15 protein-coding genes are annotated in these 17,026 nt (G+C 43.7%); 8 read left to right on the top strand and 7 right to left on the bottom strand.

The annotated features are described in order from the left end of the window. Nucleotides 1–2: 2 nt before the first annotated feature. Nucleotides 3–1,328, top strand: a complete 1,326-nt coding sequence (locus R8O10_RS11975; protein ID WP_025767202.1) for a Na+/H+ antiporter family protein — start codon at nt 3–5, stop codon at nt 1,326–1,328. Nucleotides 1,329–1,406: 78 nt separating this feature from the next. Here R8O10_RS11975 and R8O10_RS11980 read toward each other — a convergent pair whose 3' ends face one another. Both R8O10_RS11980 and R8O10_RS11985 read right to left on the bottom strand, forming a co-directional pair. Next, a complete protein-coding gene (locus R8O10_RS11980; RefSeq protein WP_025767201.1) occupies nt 1,407–2,036 on the bottom strand; it encodes a DsbA family protein in 630 nt (209 codons plus the stop codon). Nucleotides 2,037–2,110: 74 nt separating this feature from the next. Next, a complete protein-coding gene (locus R8O10_RS11985; RefSeq protein ID WP_017635833.1) occupies nt 2,111–2,446 on the bottom strand; it encodes a Grx4 family monothiol glutaredoxin in 336 nt (111 codons plus the stop codon). Nucleotides 2,447–2,731: 285 nt separating this feature from the next. Between R8O10_RS11985 and sodB the strand changes: the two genes are divergently transcribed. The 3 genes from sodB (at nt 2,732) to R8O10_RS12000 (ending at nt 4,852) form a co-directional block, all read left to right on the top strand. After that, nucleotides 2,732–3,316: a superoxide dismutase [Fe] gene (sodB, locus tag R8O10_RS11990; protein WP_005396533.1), complete on the top strand. Its 585-nt coding sequence runs from the start codon at nt 2,732–2,734 to the stop codon at nt 3,314–3,316. Between the two features lie 154 nt (nt 3,317–3,470). Next, nucleotides 3,471–3,974 (top strand): VC2046/SO_2500 family protein, encoded by a 504-nt coding sequence (locus tag R8O10_RS11995; protein ID WP_005380733.1) that lies wholly within the window; start codon nt 3,471–3,473, stop codon nt 3,972–3,974. Nucleotides 3,975–4,108: 134 nt separating this feature from the next. Then, the gene (locus R8O10_RS12000) at nt 4,109–4,852 is read left to right on the top strand and encodes an SDR family oxidoreductase (protein ID WP_005380732.1); all 744 of its coding nucleotides are present in this window, start codon (nt 4,109–4,111) and stop codon (nt 4,850–4,852) included. Between the two features lie 143 nt (nt 4,853–4,995). Here the strand turns inward: R8O10_RS12000 and adhE are convergent, their stop codons facing one another. Then, a complete protein-coding gene (gene adhE / locus R8O10_RS12005) occupies nt 4,996–7,698 on the bottom strand; it encodes a bifunctional acetaldehyde-CoA/alcohol dehydrogenase (protein ID WP_005380731.1) in 2,703 nt (900 codons plus the stop codon). Between the two features lie 650 nt (nt 7,699–8,348). Here adhE and R8O10_RS12010 point away from each other — a divergent pair. After that, nucleotides 8,349–8,987, top strand: a complete 639-nt coding sequence (locus R8O10_RS12010; protein ID WP_005380729.1) for a YchE family NAAT transporter — start codon at nt 8,349–8,351, stop codon at nt 8,985–8,987. A 35-nt stretch (nt 8,988–9,022) separates the two neighbouring features. After that, nucleotides 9,023–9,886 carry an ion transporter gene (locus R8O10_RS12015; protein WP_005380728.1) on the top strand — a complete coding sequence of 288 codons (864 nt, stop codon included), beginning with the start codon at nt 9,023–9,025 and terminating at the stop codon, nt 9,884–9,886. 57 nt (nt 9,887–9,943) lie between these two features. On the opposite strand, the gene asd is transcribed toward R8O10_RS12015, so the two are convergent. After that, a complete protein-coding gene (gene asd / locus R8O10_RS12020; RefSeq protein WP_005380727.1) occupies nt 9,944–11,059 on the bottom strand; it encodes an aspartate-semialdehyde dehydrogenase in 1,116 nt (371 codons plus the stop codon). A gap of 431 nt (nt 11,060–11,490) precedes the next feature. On the opposite strand from asd, the gene nhaC reads away from it, so the two are divergent. Further along, nucleotides 11,491–12,924, top strand: coding sequence for a Na+/H+ antiporter NhaC (nhaC, locus tag R8O10_RS12025; protein WP_005380726.1), 1,434 nt, complete (start codon nt 11,491–11,493; stop codon nt 12,922–12,924). A gap of 90 nt (nt 12,925–13,014) precedes the next feature. Here the strand turns inward: nhaC and R8O10_RS12030 are convergent, their stop codons facing one another. The 3 genes from R8O10_RS12030 to yejK all read right to left on the bottom strand — a co-directional run bounded on the left by R8O10_RS12030 (nt 13,015) and on the right by yejK (nt 16,692). Beyond that, a complete protein-coding gene (locus R8O10_RS12030; RefSeq protein ID WP_258489229.1) occupies nt 13,015–14,178 on the bottom strand; it encodes a chemotaxis protein in 1,164 nt (387 codons plus the stop codon). Nucleotides 14,179–14,282: 104 nt separating this feature from the next. Then, entirely contained in the window at nt 14,283–15,611 is a 1,329-nt protein-coding gene (locus R8O10_RS12035) for an Hpt domain-containing protein (RefSeq protein WP_318191435.1), read from the bottom strand. An 82-nt stretch (nt 15,612–15,693) separates the two neighbouring features. Beyond that, on the bottom strand, nt 15,694–16,692 hold the full coding sequence (yejK, locus tag R8O10_RS12040) for a nucleoid-associated protein YejK (RefSeq protein ID WP_005380723.1): 999 nt from the start codon (nt 16,690–16,692) through the stop codon (nt 15,694–15,696). Between the two features lie 85 nt (nt 16,693–16,777). On the opposite strand from yejK, the gene R8O10_RS12045 reads away from it, so the two are divergent. Further along, a complete protein-coding gene (locus tag R8O10_RS12045) occupies nt 16,778–17,005 on the top strand; it encodes a YejL family protein (RefSeq protein WP_005380722.1) in 228 nt (75 codons plus the stop codon). Nucleotides 17,006–17,026 lie beyond the last annotated feature (21 nt).

Consider the following 17,026-nt stretch of genomic DNA (forward strand, 5'->3'; position numbering starts at 1 on the left):
GTATGAATCCTGTCGTTATATCAGTGTGCGTCATGCTCGTGTTAGCATTGATGCGCGTAAACGTGGTGGTTGCCCTCACGTTTAGTGCCATCGTAGGCGGCCTAGTCGCAGGCATGAGCCTTGGGGATACGGTTGCCGCATTTGAAAGTGGTCTAGGTGGCGGTGCAACTATCGCGCTAAGCTACGCCATGTTAGGTACTTTCGCTGTTGCCATCTCGAAATCAGGCATCACGGATCTACTGGCCAAAAGTGTTATCAAGCGCTTAAATGGTAAAGAAAACTCCGCTTCCACTACTGGCTTAAAGTACGCCGTGTTGGTGGCGTTAGTGCTTGTCACGATGTCATCTCAGAACGTAATTCCGGTCCATATCGCCTTTATTCCAATTTTGATTCCACCTCTTTTGGGCGTATTCGCGAAACTTAAGCTCGACCGACGTTTGGTCGCGTGTGTTCTTACCTTCGGTTTGATCACACCTTACATGATCTTACCTGTTGGTTTCGGCGGTATTTTCTTAAACAACATTCTATTAAAGAACCTGCATGACAACGGTTTGGAAAACGTGGTTGCAGGCCAAGTCCCAACCGCCATGTTACTGCCAGGTGCAGGCATGCTGTTTGGTCTATTACTGGCTATCTTTGTTAGCTATCGTAAACCGCGTGTCTACAAAGAAACTGAGTTGACTGTCGTTGACGAAACCGATCATGTCATCAATAAAAAGCACATCTTAGTTGCGGCACTTGGTATTGTCGCTGCATTGGGTGTTCAGCTTTACACGGGTTCAATGATTATAGGTGCTCTAGCTGGCTTTATGGTGTTCACTTTCGGCGGCGTTATCGCATGGAAAGAGACGCACGACGTGTTCACTAAAGGTGTACACATGATGGCAATGATTGGCTTCATCATGATCGCAGCGGCAGGTTTTGCAGCAGTAATGAAGCAAACTGGCGGTGTTGAAACACTAGTACAATCGCTATCAACCAGCATCGGTGACAATAAGCCTCTAGCTGCACTACTGATGCTGATCGTTGGTCTATTAGTAACAATGGGCATTGGTTCATCGTTCTCTACGATTCCAATCCTTGCAACTATCTATGTTCCTCTTGCGCTAGCATTCGGTTTCTCGCCGATGGCAACGATTGCACTAGTAGGTACTGCGGCGGCGTTAGGTGATGCAGGCTCTCCAGCTTCTGACTCTACATTAGGCCCTACATCTGGTCTAAATGCAGACGGTCAACATGAGCACATTTGGGAAACAGTCGTTCCAACCTTTATCCATTACAATATCCCTCTAATCATCTTTGGTTGGATTGCAGCAATGGTGCTTTAATACTATTGTTTGGATGGATATACATTTAGTTACGAAAAAGCCGCTCAATGAGCGGCTTTTTGTTATTCATAACTGTGGTTATTGCGCTGGCATATTGTCAATAATACGCTCACGAATCAGCTTCAAGGTTGGTTCTGTCGACAGGTAATCGATGGCAATCGGAAAATAAGCGTCGTTAATTTTAAGAACCAAGCTAGGGTAAGAGCTCACACCTAGGCTCTTTGCAAGGCTCAATTGATCTTCGAACACACCTTCTAAGAAAGAGCCATCCATGTCATTCTTGAATTGCTGAACATTCAAGCCAATTTCTCTCGCTAGTTGCAAGTGAGTGGCTTCTTCATGAGGAGGCATCGCACGTAAGTAATACGCATGCTGAACCGCTTCTAGCATCTGCTCATAAGAGTCTTGAAAGCCGGCTGCAATAACCGCACGACAAGATTGGTAAGTGCTTCTAACTGGCGTACAAAGCTTCCAGAAATCGTAGTTAAACTTAGTGCCTAACTGGCGCTCAATCTGCTTCCAAATACCTTCGAGTTTTTGTTGCATCTCGGGCGGCATCGGTAAATTAGTATCTGGCGCAAGACCACCAACCACATACTCAAACTGAATCACACCTGGCAGTTGCTGTTTTAGTTTATCCAGCGTTGGTTTGTAACCCCAACACCAACTGCACATTGGGTCATGCACGTAGTAAAGCTTTATGTTCATTCCACTAACCTAAAAAGAAAAAGGAGCCAGTACGGCTCCTTCGTATTCTATCGCTAAATGTGAGTATTTACGAATTACTCAGCTTGATCTTCAGCGCGCGCTGCTGCTTCTTTGATTAGAGGCTGCAGTTCACCTTTTTGGAACATTTCTAGAATAATGTCACAACCGCCGATAAGCTCACCTTCAACCCATAGTTGAGGGAAAGTTGGCCATTGCGCGTACTTTGGTAACTCAGCACGGATATCTGGGTTTTGCAGAATGTCTACGTAAGCGAACTTCTCACCACATGCCATTAGTGCCTGTGACGCTTGAGAAGAGAAACCACAGCTAGGTAGTTTCGGTGATCCTTTCATGTACAGCAGGATTGAGTTTTCAGAGATCTGCTGTTTGATTTTGTCGATAGTTTCCATCGCTTCCTCATTCATGGGTTTGAACTTTATTTATTTGCCACATTCTACTCAATAACGACAGAATAAAAACCATATAATTAATAAGGCTTAATTTTAGGTTGCTCATTGGCGAGCAATGCAGCACTTCACCACTGCTAACCTCTTAAAATATTTTCATATCGGGGTTTTAATAAAGTAAAAACTTGCTAAAATACTTAGCAAGTCAGCCTTAAAGGCGACATAGCTATAAAAAAACACTGGAAGCAATCGAAAGGTCATCCTTTCAAATCAATGGAGAATCGAGTAATGGCATTTGAACTACCAGCTCTTCCTTACGCGAAAGACGCACTAGAACCACACATCTCAGCAGAGACTCTAGACTACCACCACGGTAAGCACCACAACACTTACGTTGTTAAGCTTAACGGTCTTATCCCTGGTACTGAGTTCGAAGGCAAAACTCTAGAAGAGATCATCAAGACTTCTACTGGTGGCGTATTCAACAACGCAGCGCAAATCTGGAACCACACGTTCTACTGGCACTGTCTTGCTCCAAATGCGGGCGGCGAGCCAACTGGCGCAGTTGCAGACGCAATCAACGCAGCATTCGGTTCTTTTGAAGAATTCAAAGCGAAGTTTACTGATTCAGCAATCAACAACTTCGGTTCTTCATGGACTTGGCTTGTTAAGAAAGCTGATGGCTCTCTAGAGATCGTTAACACTTCTAACGCTGCTACTCCTCTAACAGAAGAAGGTACAACACCACTTCTAACTGTTGACCTATGGGAACACGCGTACTACATCGATTACCGTAACGTACGTCCTGATTACATGAACGGCTTCTGGGCTCTAGTAAACTGGGACTTCGTAGCTGAGAACCTAGCGAAGTAATATACTTCCCCCTAAGTTCAATTTAGTCTTATTCAAAAGCTCGCTATTTAGCGGGCTTTTTTGTTTCGCCTTCCCTAGCACCTTTAAATAATTCCCTCTTTTACTAAAGTTCTTCTTATCCACGCCGTTAAAAGAGCATCGAGCGAGGAACATCATGCAAATTCATACTTTAGACAAAGCTGCAATTATCAACGAACTTCAGTTCGGTAATGGTATTAACCATGCCGTACACGACGGTCGTCGTGCGGATTTCTCGCTGATTCTGTCTATGTTCTCTAATGATGTTCGCGATGTAGTCCCGGTTGAAGAGGTCCAGGAAGTCATCACCAGTGACAGTATTCTTCGCCAACAATTGGGTTTATCGCAACCTCAAGCTCTTCGTTCTGATAGCAGCAGCTATGAACTCGCAGCTGAACAAGCGAAACAGTTTCACGATGCAGGATTGCCTTCCGCAAAGCTGAGCCATTACCTAAAACCAGATGCGCTGACTTACCTGCCTGAAGACACATTCAACCTACCAGAGGAGGTTTATCACAACCTATCTGGTCATGAGCGACGCAGATTGGGCGAACGCAACAAACAACTGATCCCAGATGCTGGGCTATATAATCAGCTAGTGACGGCTCAACGTCAGCATCAAATTCAAGCTAAAGCATAGAGATCCGCTTTTTATCCAATAGCTTGCAATACCTACACGTCAGAAATGTGACATCTTACAAATTACCGCACAATAGTCCTCACTCGAAAGCGTTAGTTTGAAGCCTTTCACACTGAACCCAACGAATTTCAACCATGCTATTAGCACAAACCACTGGTGTATTGTTTTTCACATATGGATACAGTGAAGGTGCTATGGATATCAAAGAATCAATTATTCTCGTCACGTCTGCAGGTTCGGTTATAGGAAGAACCTGTGCAAATCACTTTGCTCACCTTGGAGCAACGTTGATTCTTTGTGACCAAAATTCTAGCGCTTTGAGAGCGAGCTATGAGCAAATCAGCGCTTTCACTGACAAAGTGTATGCGATGAATGTGTGTAGTGATAACACAACGTCCATTAACTTATTGTTTGACCAGATAGAATCACAGCTACGTGCGACACCAGATGTGATTGTTAATTGCTGGACCAGCTCTCCTATGCCTGGCTTAATGGCGCCAGAACCAATGAGTACTTACATTGATCACTTGTCGTCTGCGGCACGCTTCCTTTATACCTACGGCCAAGTAGGAGCAGAGCGCTTTCGAGCCAGAAACAAGAAAGGCGTCATTGTTAACGTCATTTCTCATGACAACCATGAAGACTTTACGGGAGTTGAAAGCATGGCGGCGTTGGTGTCAGGTTTTACTCACAGCTGGGCAAAAGAACTCACACCATTCAACATTCGAGTGGGCGGCGTTATTCCCTCGGTAAATCATACAAAAGAAGAGCTCAACGAGAGACACTGGGCTGAGATCCAAGACGAACTAGTCCGCAACACAGCATACATCGTCGCGAATGAATACTTCAGTGGCCGAGTAGTTGCGACCGAAGTGTAAGCATACACAGCAACTCTGTTTTCCCAAGCCAGATGTAACTCCTGCACCAAAATAAAAAAAGCCCCAGTCACTTGACTGGGGCTTTAACCTTTTCCCGATTAAGGTTCCGTGCTAGCGAAAACCTTGCTCACTCGATTTTTTAATTACGCGTCAGCTTTTTCTTTCTTTGCTTTAGGTGCTGCTTTTGCTGCTTCTTGGTCTGCTTTCTTCTTGATAACAGTTGTACCTTCGAAAGTTTCGCCTTCAACAAATGCTTTACCGTAGTAAGAAGCCATCAACACATCTTTAAGTTCGCTGATTAGAGGGTAACGTGGGTTCGCACCAGTACATTGGTCATCGAACGCTTCTACCGCTAGCTCATCCAGTTTCGCTACGAAATCTGATTCAGCAACACCTGCCGCTTGGATAGACATTGGGATGTCTAGGTTAACTTTTAGTTCATCCAACCATGCTAGTAGACGTTCAATCTTCTGAGCAGTACGGTCACCTTCTTGGCTTAGGCCTAGGTGGTCAGCAACTTCAGCGTAACGACGACGTGCTTGTGGACGGTCGTATTGAGAGAACGCAGTTTGTTTAGTTGGATTGTCGTTCGCGTTGTAACGTACCACGTTAGAGATAAGTAGTGCGTTAGCTAGGCCGTGTGGCAAGTGGAACTCAGCACCCAGTTTGTGAGCCATTGAGTGACAAACACCTAGGAATGCGTTCGCAAATGCAACACCAGCGATAGTAGCTGCGTTGTGTACTTTCTCACGAGCGATTGGGTCATTTGCACCGTTCGCATAGCTTGATGGTAGGTACTCTTTTAGCATCTTAAGTGCTTGAAGAGCTTGGCCATCTGAGTATTCGTTAGCAAGAACAGAAACGTAAGCTTCTAGAGCGTGAGTTACTGCATCGTAACCACCAAATGCTGTTAGAGACTTAGGCATGTTCATTACTAGGTTCGCATCAACGATTGCCATGTTTGGCGTGATTTCGTAGTCAGCTAGTGGGTATTTCGCACCAGTCTTGTCGTCAGTAACAACCGCGAATGGAGTAACTTCTGAACCAGTACCTGAAGTTGTAGTGATACATACAAGCTCAGCTTTTTTACCCATTTTAGGGAACTTGTAGATACGTTTACGGATGTCCATAAAGCGCATTGCTAGTTCTTCAAAGTGAGTTTCTGGGTGCTCGTACATTACCCACATGATTTTCGCTGCATCCATTGGTGAACCACCGCCTAGCGCTAGGATAACGTCAGGTTGGTAGCTAGCCATTTGAGCCGCACCTTTTTCTACTACAGACAGTGTTGGGTCAGCTTCAACATCGAAGAATGTTTGAACTTCCATGCCTTGAGCTTTTAGTAGGCTTACTACGTCATCTGCGTAACCGTTGTTGAATAGGAAACGGTCAGTTACTAGGAATGCACGTTTCTTACCTTCTAGATCGCCCAGTGCGATTGGAAGGCTACCACGACGGAAGTAGATTGACTTAGGTAGTTTATGCCACAACATGTTTTCAGCTCGCTTCGCTACAGTTTTCTTGTTGATTAGGTGTTTAGGACCTACGTTCTCAGAGATAGAGTTACCACCCCAAGAACCACAACCTAGCGTTAGAGATGGCGCAACGTTGAAGTTGTACAAGTCACCGATACCGCCGTGAGTAGTCGGGATGTTGATTAGGATACGAGCTGTCTTCATCTTGTCACCGAAGTAACGGATACGATCAGCGTTAGTATCTTGGTTAGTGTAAAGACCAGATGTGTGGCCGATACCACCAATCTCAACCATAGTTACCGCTTGAGCAACCGCGTCTTCGAAGTTGTCAGCACGGAATAGACCTAGAGTTGGAGATAGTTTCTCGTGAGCGAATGCGTCATCGTGAGATACTTTGCCCAGCCCTTCACCAACAAGAACTTTAGTGTCTGCTGGAACTTTAACGCCTGCCATTTCAGCGATTGCTGCTGCTGGCTGACCTACGATTTTCGCGTTTAGCGCGCCATCGATAAGAAGCACTTTACGAACTTTATCAGCTTCTGCTTTGCTTAGGACATAAGCTTTGTGAGAAGCAAAACGCTCTTTCACTTCGTCGTATACTTCATCAACTACGATTGCCGCCTGCTCAGAAGCACATACTACACCGTTGTCGAAAGTCTTGGACATAAGGATAGAAGCAACAGCACGTTTGATGTCTGCTGTTTCATCGATAACAACAGGAACGTTACCTGCACCTACACCGATTGCTGGCTTACCAGAAGAGTATGCTGCTTTAACCATGCCTGGACCACCAGTTGCAAGGATAAGCGCGATGTCATCGTGTTTCATTAGAGCGTTTGAAAGCTCAACAGAAGGCTGGTCGATCCAACCGATGATGTCTTTTGGTGCGCCTGCTGCTACTGCTGCATCTAGAACGAGTTTAGCTGCATCGTTAGTTGAGTTTTTCGCACGTGGATGTGGTGAGAAGATGATACCGTTACGAGTCTTCAAAGAGATTAGAGATTTGAAGATCGCTGTAGAAGTTGGGTTAGTCGTTGGTACGATACCGCAGATGATGCCTACAGGCTCAGCGATAGTCATAGTACCTAGGTTGTCATCTTCTTCTAAGATGCCACACGTTTGTTCGTCTTTGTATTTGTTGTAGATAAACTCAGAAGCGAAGTGGTTCTTGATTACTTTATCTTCAACAATACCCATACCAGATTCTTCTACCGCTTGTTGAGCTAGCGGGATACGGGCCTGGTTAGCTGCAAGCGATGCTGCACGAAAGATTTTATCTACTTGCTCTTGAGAGTAAGTAGCGAACTCTTCTTGCGCTTTCTTAACGCGAGCAACCATTGCATCTAGTTCAGCCATATTAGTTACAGGCATAGGGAATCTCCTAAAATTAACAAATATTAAAAACTTTTTACTAAGGCTATTACTTATCGTTTTTACTGTTTATCAGCCACTTAGAAAACAAACGTCTTAGTAAATTGCTTTCAGGACTGAGTATAATATTTCAGAGTGTGAAAAAAATTGACTTGGATCAGTTCTCACCACCTAAATACTACCAAAGTGGTGCCTCATCACACCAAAATGACATAAATCACTGATAAACAAATAAATTAACTTTCATTTTTTATTGAGTAAAAAAGAAGCAAATGGACAAATAAATAAAAGAAACTACAACAACCTGTAAAAAAGTTTCATTTTTGACCAACAAAATTACATGTAGGCCCAATTCTTTGTGCTACTGAGAGTATATCGAACCGAATACATCTCTCTACAAACCACCTTGGTTTTTATCAAAAATGTGCGAATGTTAACGTTTATGTAAAACAGTGCAATTTATCAGCAACTTTATACGTAACATTTCCTTTCCAGATTAGATACAGTTTATTAAAGAATTAGTTTTTCTCACTTAAATGGCAGGGAATGCGTTAGTTTTTTTCATTTCTTACAACCTAACTTTTGCCTTACATTACGCCCAAATTACCCCTTCTCCTTTTCACTAATGTGAACTTTGATGAGTAAGCAACATGCAAACTTTTGAACTTGCTATCTTCTTGCAGTTTTTTCTCGGTTTGGTCGCCGCAGTAAACCCTGTTGGTATCATGCCTGTGTTTGTGTCACTAACCGGGCATATGACACCCGACGAAAAGCGCAATACGGCAACAACAGCAAATGTGGCTGTTGCGATCATCCTGATCATTTCGCTTTTTGCTGGTCAGTTACTGTTAGACATGTTCAGTATTTCTCTGGATTCGTTTCGTGTCGCTGGCGGGTTGCTATTACTTAGCATCGCATTCTCGATGATGAGCGGTAAACTGGGGGAAGATAAGCAGAACAAACAAGAGAAAACGGAATACGTCAGTCGTGAACAGATTGGTGTGGTCCCTCTTGCAATGCCTTTAATGGCAGGTCCTGGTGCAATCAGTTCGACTATTGTTTATGGTGCACGCTACCCAAGCATGTTCGATACCGTGGGCATTAGTATTACGATTGGTTTGTTCTGCCTTTGTTCATGGCTATTATTCCGTTCTGCCCCATTGATCGTACGATTTTTAGGTCAAACTGGAATCAACGTCATTACTCGTATCATGGGTTTGATATTGGGCGCGCTTGGCATAGAGTTCATTGCGAATGGCTTACGCAACTTATTTCCAGGATTAGCCTGAGTTTCTATAAAATTGTATGATAGAGCGATTCAACAATGGATCGCTTTGTCATGACGACTGACTCTCTTAAACATACTCTATATGTCACCATTTTTGGTACTCATACCAAAGCTGGTAAAACGTTCGATATTGCTCTCATTATCGCGATCATAAGTTCGTTAATCGTACTGGTGTTAGATTCGATACCCTCCGTTCGGGCCGAGTGGGAAAAAGAGCTGAAGTTTATTGAATACACATTTACTGGCCTATTCACGATTGAATACCTTCTAAGGCTTTATTGCTCTCCCAAACCTGCCGCCTACGCAAAGAGTTTTTATGGTGTCGTCGATTTACTTGCGATTTTGCCCACTTATTTAGCACTCTTCTTCCCATCCGCTTCGTTTATGGGTGTGATCAGGGCGCTGCGAGTGATGCGAATATTCCGCATACTCAAGTTAGTCCGATACCTCCAAGAGTCCAATATCCTCTTACGTTCACTGCTTATGGCGCGCAGAAAGATTTTTATCTTCTTTAGTTCCGTCGCCATTATGGTAACGATTTTCGGCTCGTTGATTTTTATCATTGAAGGACCTGAAAACGGATTTACTAGCATTCCTAAAAGTATTTATTGGGCGATCGTGACCATCACAACGGTTGGGTATGGTGACTTGGTCCCCCAAACAGACCTAGGTAAAGGGCTTGCATCACTCACCATGTTACTGGGTTATTCCATTTTGGCGGTACCTACAGGTATTTTCACTGCCGAACTGCACCAAGAGATGCAATCGCACAAAGTATTGGTGAAATGCCCAAACTGCTCCCACGCAGGGCACGACTCTGACGCAATTTACTGTAAACATTGTGGTAGTGAACTGGCCGATCCAGACAAAAGAGTCGTTCGAACGGAAGACGACGCATGAAAAAAGAGCTCCCTAAGGAGCTCTTTTATTTTGTCATCAAATAAAGGATTGATGTGATTATGCTTTCTCAGACAGAATAATTCGCAGAGTACGACGCAACGGCTCCGCAGCACCCCAAAGCAGTTGGTCACCAACAGTGAAAGCATTTAGGAAATCATCACCCATTGCCATCTTACGTAGACGACCCACTGGTACAGACATTGTGCCCGTAACTTTTGCCGGTGTTAGCTCTTGAGCAGTGATGTCACGGTCGTTAGGAATCACTTTCACCCAATCGTTATGAGTGGCGATGATTTCTTCGATTTCGTCCATTGGTACATTTTGTTTAAGCTTGATAGTAAGTGCTTGAGAGTGACAACGCATCGCGCCAATACGCACACAAGTACCGTCAATTGGAACAGGTGAACTTTGAGAACCCAAAATTTTATTCGCCTCAGCGCCCGCTTTCCACTCTTCTTTACTCTGACCATTATCGCGCTTCACATCGATCCATGGGATCAACGAACCAGCTAGTGGCACACCGAACTTATCGGTAGGGAAAGAGCCGCTGCGCATTGTATCCGCGACTTTCTTATCGATATCTAGGATAGAGCTTGATGGGTTTGCAAGTTCAGAGCTAACAGAGTCATTGATAACGCCCATTTGCGAGATCAATTCACGCATATTTTGCGCACCAGCACCAGATGCGGCTTGGTAAGTCATTGCGCTTGTCCACTCAACAAGGCCTTTCTCAAATAGACCACCTAGCCCCATTAGCATTAAACTAACCGTACAGTTACCACCGACAAATGTGTTCGTGCCACCGTGGATGCCTTGTTGGATTTGCTTTAAGTTCACTGGATCAAGTGTGATGATCGAATCTTCAGCCATACGTAGCGTAGAGGCCGCGTCAATCCAGTAGCCTTTCCAACCAGCCTGACGAAGTGCAGGGAAAACTTTTTCTGTGTAGCTACCACCTTGACAGGTGATTACCGCATCAAGCTGTTTTAAGCTTTCAATATCATACGCGTCTTGCAGTAAGCCTGCGTCTTTTCCTAAGTTAGGAGCAGGAATACCAACTTGAGAAGTACTGTAGAATACTGGTTCGATTAGGTCGAAGTCTTTCTCTTCAACCATACGCTGCATAAGGACTGAACCAACCATACCGCGCCAACCAACTAAACCAACTCTCATCGTATTAACTCTCCATGTATTAAAAAACCTACCCCATAGTTAATTTTTCACAGCAAAATCTCAACCCCTATTTTGTAAATAAGCGCGTTTTTTAACCTTTTCCTCTGAAAAACCGGGTTACACGAGATTTTTTAGTGTTTGGTTTGCGGTTTTAACCATTTTTCAAGTAGGGAAAGCACTTTAGCCCCCTAATTGGTCTTACCACTCAATGAGAAAATAACACATGAAGCACAATAATTTCACATTACACAACATTTAAAACCAAAAAAGTTAAAACAAACTAACAGTTAATTTCACAAGCAAACGTTTTTACCGACGAACATCAAGATAAAACACCAAATGTTCGAAATATAATTTTTGTTAATGTATGTTATGCGCGATTACAACAAGGAGCGCCTTCCTCTATTGCTCCAAGATTGACAGAGGCACATATGAAGCAAGTTACACCACGCCTACCAAGCTTGATACAGGTATTTATCTCGCTCGGTTTATTTCTCCTGCTGGCATTTTCGTTCACAGCCAAGCTAGACCTACCGATTCAGCTAGCGCTATACATCGGTTGGTTCATTGTCATGATATTGGGCATAAAGCTTGGCCATCAGTATAAAGATCTGGAAAAAGCAGCACTAAATGGCATCTCCAATGGACTTGGAGCCGTTTTAATCCTTTTGGCCGTTGGCGCGCTTGTAGGTACTTGGATCTCTGGTGGTATTGTTCCAACCATTATTTACTACGGCCTTAAAGCAATCCACCCTTCCATCTTTTTGCTCGCGACCATGATCATCTGTTCATTGACTGCGCTAGCGACTGGCACGTCTTGGGGTGCGGCTGGCACGGCAGGTATTGCAATGATGGGTATCGGTCAAGGTCTTGGTGTTCCTGCACCAATCACTGCAGGTGCCGTACTTTCAGGCTGTTACTTTGGTGACAAAATGTCGCCTCTATCGGATTCAGTAATCCTTGCTTCATCTATGTCTAACGTTGAAGTGATGGAACATATTAAAGGCATGTTGCCGATAGCACTCATTAGCTACATTATTACAGGCATTATGTTTACTGCATTTGGCTTCCACTACGCAGGTCAAGTTGACATGAGCCAGGTAGACTCTGTCATTAAAGCGATGGAACAACAGTTCTATATCACCCCTTACTCATTTGTTCCTGTGATCATCGTATTGTCACTTCTAGCGATGCGTATGCCTTCATTCCCAGTGATCAGTTTTGGTTCTCTGCTAGGTATTATTTGGGCAGTGATGATCCAAGATGTCGATTTCCTAACCGCGTTCAACACGGCTTGGGCTCCGTTTGCAATCTCATCTGGCGTAGATTTCATTGACTCAATCCTTAACCGTGGCGGCATGTCTTCAATGCTTGGGTCGGTAGCGGTTATCGTATTTGGCCTTGGTTTTGGTGGTCTACTAGATAAAGTAGGCGTGCTAGAGACTATCGCGAAGCTGTTTGAAAAACGCGTTCAAAGTGCAGGTTCATTGGCAACAAGCACAATTGGTACGGCCTTTATGGGCAACGTATTTGGTTCAGCGATGTACGTTTCACTTATCCTGACCCCAAAAATCTGTGCGAAGAACTATGACCGTCTAGGCTACAAACGTAAGAATTTGTCTCGTAACGCAGAATTTGGCGGCACGCTAACCTCAGGTATGGTCCCTTGGAGTGACAACGGTATCTACATGGCCAGTATTTTGGGTGTTGCTACACTGTCTTATGCCCCGTTCATGTGGCTGAGTTTTGTATGTATCATCGTAACGATCTTCACTTCTTACATGGGTTGGTTTGTTGATAAGTGCGAACCAACAGCAGAAGCAGTTGAAGAAGCTGAAGGCGAATTAAAGCAGCAAACCGCTTAACTTCGCAGAGATAGGAAGAACCTCCCTTTCGAATTCAATACTAAAAAAGAGCGCTTTAAAGCGCTCTTTTTTTATTTCCAAAACAAATCGTTAGCTTTGTTTGACTAGCGTTTTCACGGCTGCACGCTTCCCAAACCAATAGCCCAAGCCAAGCGGTGCAAAGAATATAACGGCAATGAACAGAATAAAGTAGATGATGGTACTTTTGACAAGTTCAATCAGCTTAGTCATTGCGAGATTCACAACCTCTTGCGACACTCGATCCATATCTTGAGCAAACTTCTCGCGCTCATGGGTAATGATCTGTGCGATTTCTTGGCGCTCTCTGGCAACCATCAGCTCTATAGCTTGGCGTTCTTCGCCCAACTGAGATAAACGCGCCTCCGTCCTTTGATCGATATCGTCAACCAAAGGTTGTAACTCCAGCGCCATTTGTTCTGCCAAATAACGCATGTACTCTGGGTTGTTATCGATAAAATCCCTCATCGAATCAGCGGTAACTTGCAAACTATTGAGCGCCGCATTGACTTTTTCGATACTGGCAGAGCTATTCAAGGCCAACAACTGCGCTTTCCACGTCATAATTTTTGGTGTCTGCTCTGATACCAGACTTAGACGATCAGAGACATCCCCAAGTGCTTCTGGCATCGTGCCTAGCGTTGTAACGGCTTCCTCTTCGCTAATTTGGTTTGCATCTAACCACCTACGGTAAGCCGGAGTCCTAATCATGCTTAAATCAGCGAATGGACGCTGCTTGGCGAACTCTGCAACAAACGTTTGTGTCTTGATGTATGCTTCTTTCTTCAATAAAGATTGAGCCAGTTTATCTACCTCTTTCGCTAAATAAACGGAAACTAACTTGGCCTCATCAGACGCAAAGAGCTCATTACCAGAAGCGGTAGTAAAGAACTGTTCCATTTGTAGCGTGAAAGTCCATGTATCAATCAGTGCAGCCATTGGGGACACTTGGTATGCAGAAGCTTGGATGCCTTCTTCAGCATTTATCTTCCAAAGTAAAATATAAGATTGATGAACTTTATCATGAGGCTCATATTGTTCGTGTAGTGCGTCTGCTGCTTGCTCAACCTGAGCAAAAAACTGCTGCGCATACTCACGAGTCAAAAGACGCATATTGAGCTCTTGTTTGGTAAGAGGGACGGTTTGACTCTCGATCTTGACTTCGAGCAGGGAACACCCTGAAAGCATCATAACCAGCCCTATCAACATCATTGAAGACATTCGGCGAACGGACATGAAAACACCTTTAACAAATTGTATAGAACAGGAATAAAGCGAACTAAGTCATATAGTTCGAGCCTTTATTACCTCAACTCTTATGACATTAAGTCAGAGCAATATCAATCTGTTAGCGCTTCTGTTATCTTTTCACTATTGAGAACATTATTAGCAAAAAGTATGGTTTGTTTTAGGACATCATCTAAACATGCCAACTTCTCTTCCGGCACTTTTTGCCCTTGTTTAATCAACAGTTCAATATCACCCGAAATACAGTGCAATGGCATTGCACCTAAACTCCCTGAGACCCCTTTAAGACTGTGTGCGGCTCTTTGCGCTTGCTCTTTATTCTCTTCTAACAGCTGATACATTTTAGTGCCATCGCCAGAGTGGTCCTGAATAAAGACCTCCAGTAACATCCGCACAGCGCCCTCGTCACCAGACAGAGAATCTAACATTTTATTGATATCTATGTACGGCTCACGTTCCACTACTTCCACTTGTGATGAATTCACCTCATTACAACTTTCTTCGTTCATTTGGACGTTTTGAAAATTTTCTGACTGAGCTGAGGGAACAGCGTTAGCTCCATTTTCATCATCGCCAACTTGCTCTGACTTTTTATCATCGGTTCTGGGTAGTGGTATCGGTTGAATCGTTTTTGGGGAGAAGGCTCCCCATGAAATGAGGAAAAGGAGCAAACCACTGATTACAGACAACCAAACAATAAAAGTCATTAGCTTCTGTTCCAACTGATCATTTATCGAAGTTAACTGGTTCGGGAAATCTGGATTAAGCAGGTGGTTGGATAAATAACTGCCCTGTGCCTGAGCAGATAGTGCGCTTGAGGTTTGAGCAAGCTGGCGCTGAAGAGCGCTTCGCTCTTCGGGAGAGAGCGTCTCTGATTCAATAAAAAGTCGGTCTAAGTCACGGTAAGTATCGCTATTCGTTGCAGAGTCACTAAAGACAGACTCAAAAACAAGCGCACCTAAGCGATAGTACATTGCCTGAATTTGCTCAGAGTTTTCTGTTCGAGCACGGCTGCTTCGTAACTGTTCTGCTAACGAAACCAATTCACTGTCACTTCTTACAAAAGCTCGAGCACTTTCTAAAAATCGGTCGGTCGTATAAAGTAATTGAGTGATGTCTGGTGTGATTTTCCCTTCAGAAAACTCACTTTCAAGCTGTAAGCGAACTGCATAAGCCAACTGAAGTTTCAGTGAAATTTGGTCGACGTGTTTAACACGGTAAGGCAGATCGAAGTTAAAAAAGTGCCTGACTTCTTCAACTTTACTTCCTAACTCATTTACAGTCGAAATCGTTTGAATCGTTTGTTTGGCTTGCAGCCAAATGCCAAGTGCTAAAACACACCACAAAACGAACCAGAACCAAACAAACCGCCGTATTCCTTCTTTTAGCTTCAGCAACACTTGCCCCTCGCATATCTCCATTAATTACAAGCATATACTATGGATGTTTCTTATTCACATAAAAAAAGAGAGCCGTTTGCTCTCTTTATTTAACGATATGATTTTAATTGCGACTTAACTGATCTTTTAGATTTGGAGGCGTCCCTTTAATCGTTAAGGTATCCGTCTCTGGATCATAAAAAATACGCTCGCCAAGTAAGAGACTATCGAAGCTAATATTCAAACCACCACCAGCTCCAACAAATTTAGTCAGTTTGCGAACCGTCGCACGATCACCTGGGAAAGACTCTTCAAGCTCGTACCCTTGCTCTTTGGTGAAATCCATAAAGCTCGTGCCATCTTGGCTTTGAGGAAGCTCTCCGGAAAGCTCTGAGATTTGAACCTCATCACCGGATTTAATTTGCTCATTGCAGTAGTCGTAAACTTGTTTCTTGTACTCGTTCACTTCTTGCTTTTCTAGCTTCGAGTCAGCACAAAAATCATCCACCGCCTGCATCAACACTAAGTTTTGTTGTTTAGTATCTAAGCCAATATCCGCTTGCAGAAAATCTAGGAAGAAGTCCGCCACTTTACGGCCAACGCGTCCTTTAATGTATTGCAGATAACGATTGGATTCCTTGTCGGTCTCGTAGCTCGACAGGTCGATGCGTGCGGCAATATCCATTTTGGTGATATCAAGGTAATCTGTCGCACTGATGTCCAAACCTTCGGTCACTTTTAAACTCTGATTCATTGGTAAGATACCGATGAACAAGTAGTCCGTTGCTAAACTCTGATACTCAGCGAAAACCAAGATACCTTCATCCGCAAATGGGTACTTAATCAACTCTTCTTTCAAGCGATTTGCACTAATTTGTGAGAAGTCGTAAAAATCTCGCTCTCCTTTGCGCATTTCTTGAAGCCAAAATTGAAATTCGCTGTCTGACTGGAAAGCGCCAAAACCTTTACCAGCTTTAGAATGGAATACTCGGTGAAGCTCAGCGACTAAGTTTTCTGTAGATGCATCGTTCTCTAATGATGCTGGACGAAAGTTTACAACCAGCTCGTCCTGATCGTTTTTGCACAGTTGATGCAGAATAACGTTTGAAAGATGAAGACTCATAGTGATTTTATCTTGCTACAAGGTTTTAGTTGATGGGCATTGTAGGTTATCATAAGCCGCTTTTACTATCATTATTAGAGTCTTTATGCCGATTACATCTAAATATACTGACGAGCAAGTAGAAAAAATTCTTGCTGAAGTAGCAACAGTTCTTGAAAAACATGCTGCTTCTCCTGAGTTGACGCTAATGATTGCCGGAAATATCGCAACCAATGTCTTAAATCAACGTGTTGCTGCTTCACAACGCAAAGCGATTGCTGAAAAATTTGCTCAGGCGCTAATGTCTTCTTTAGAAACACCAAAAACACACTAATCACGGACAATAGAACACATA

This window comes from Vibrio sp. 1727 (assembly GCF_033344415.1).
GTDB lineage: Bacteria > Pseudomonadota > Gammaproteobacteria > Enterobacterales > Vibrionaceae > Vibrio > Vibrio alginolyticus.